Origin of the sequence: Actinomyces succiniciruminis, assembly GCF_900002405.1 — a bacterium.
Classification (GTDB): domain Bacteria; phylum Actinomycetota; class Actinomycetes; order Actinomycetales; family Actinomycetaceae; genus Actinomyces; species Actinomyces succiniciruminis.
On sequence record NZ_LK995514.1, the window covers coordinates 1 to 647 of the forward strand.

A 647-nucleotide genomic window follows, 5' to 3' on the forward strand; every position below is an offset into this window, starting at 1 on the left:
CCCCGGAGGCGCCCGCCGTCGCGCCCGCGCCGGCACCGCAGCCCCCGGTCGACCCGCTCACCGTGCGCCCGCAGGCGCCCGCGCAGCTGGTCATCGCCCTGGGCGGCAACGTCGGCGGCGTCGTCCCCTCGCTGCGCACCGCGGTGAACACGCTGCGCCAGACCGACGGCATCACCGTCACCACGGTCGCCCCGCTGGCGCGCACGGCCGCGGTCGTCAGCGACGGCGTGGAGCAGCCCGACTACCTCAACACCGTGGTGCTGGCGACCACCACCCTCTCCCCGCGCGAGGTGCTGGCCGTCTGCCAGGGCCTGGAGACCGCCGCCGGGCGTGTGCGCACCCGGCCCCAGGGGCCCCGCACCCTCGACGCCGACATCATCACCTACGAGGGAGTCACCTCCACCGACCCCGAACTCACCCTGCCGCACCCGCGCGCCGCGCAGCGCGCCTTCGTGCTGGCGCCTTGGGCGCAGGCCGATCCCTTCGCCGAGATCGGTGACCAGTCCGTGGCCGCCCTGGCCGAGTCCGCCCCCGACCGCGACGGCGTGCGCTGGCTCGCCCTCGACTGGCTCGATTCCGACCACCTGCCCGCCCTGCCGACCGGGCAGTACGTTGCCCCGCCGGAGCCGGAAGCGGAGCCCGAGCCC

1 protein-coding gene is annotated in these 647 nt (G+C 76.8%); it reads left to right on the plus strand.

Annotation, left to right across the window (positions count from 1 at the left end; translation table 11 throughout):
- Positions 1–647, plus strand: a 647-nt coding sequence (gene folK, locus BN1056_RS08800) for a 2-amino-4-hydroxy-6-hydroxymethyldihydropteridine diphosphokinase (RefSeq protein ID WP_210580462.1), incomplete at both ends; no start/stop codon positions are given.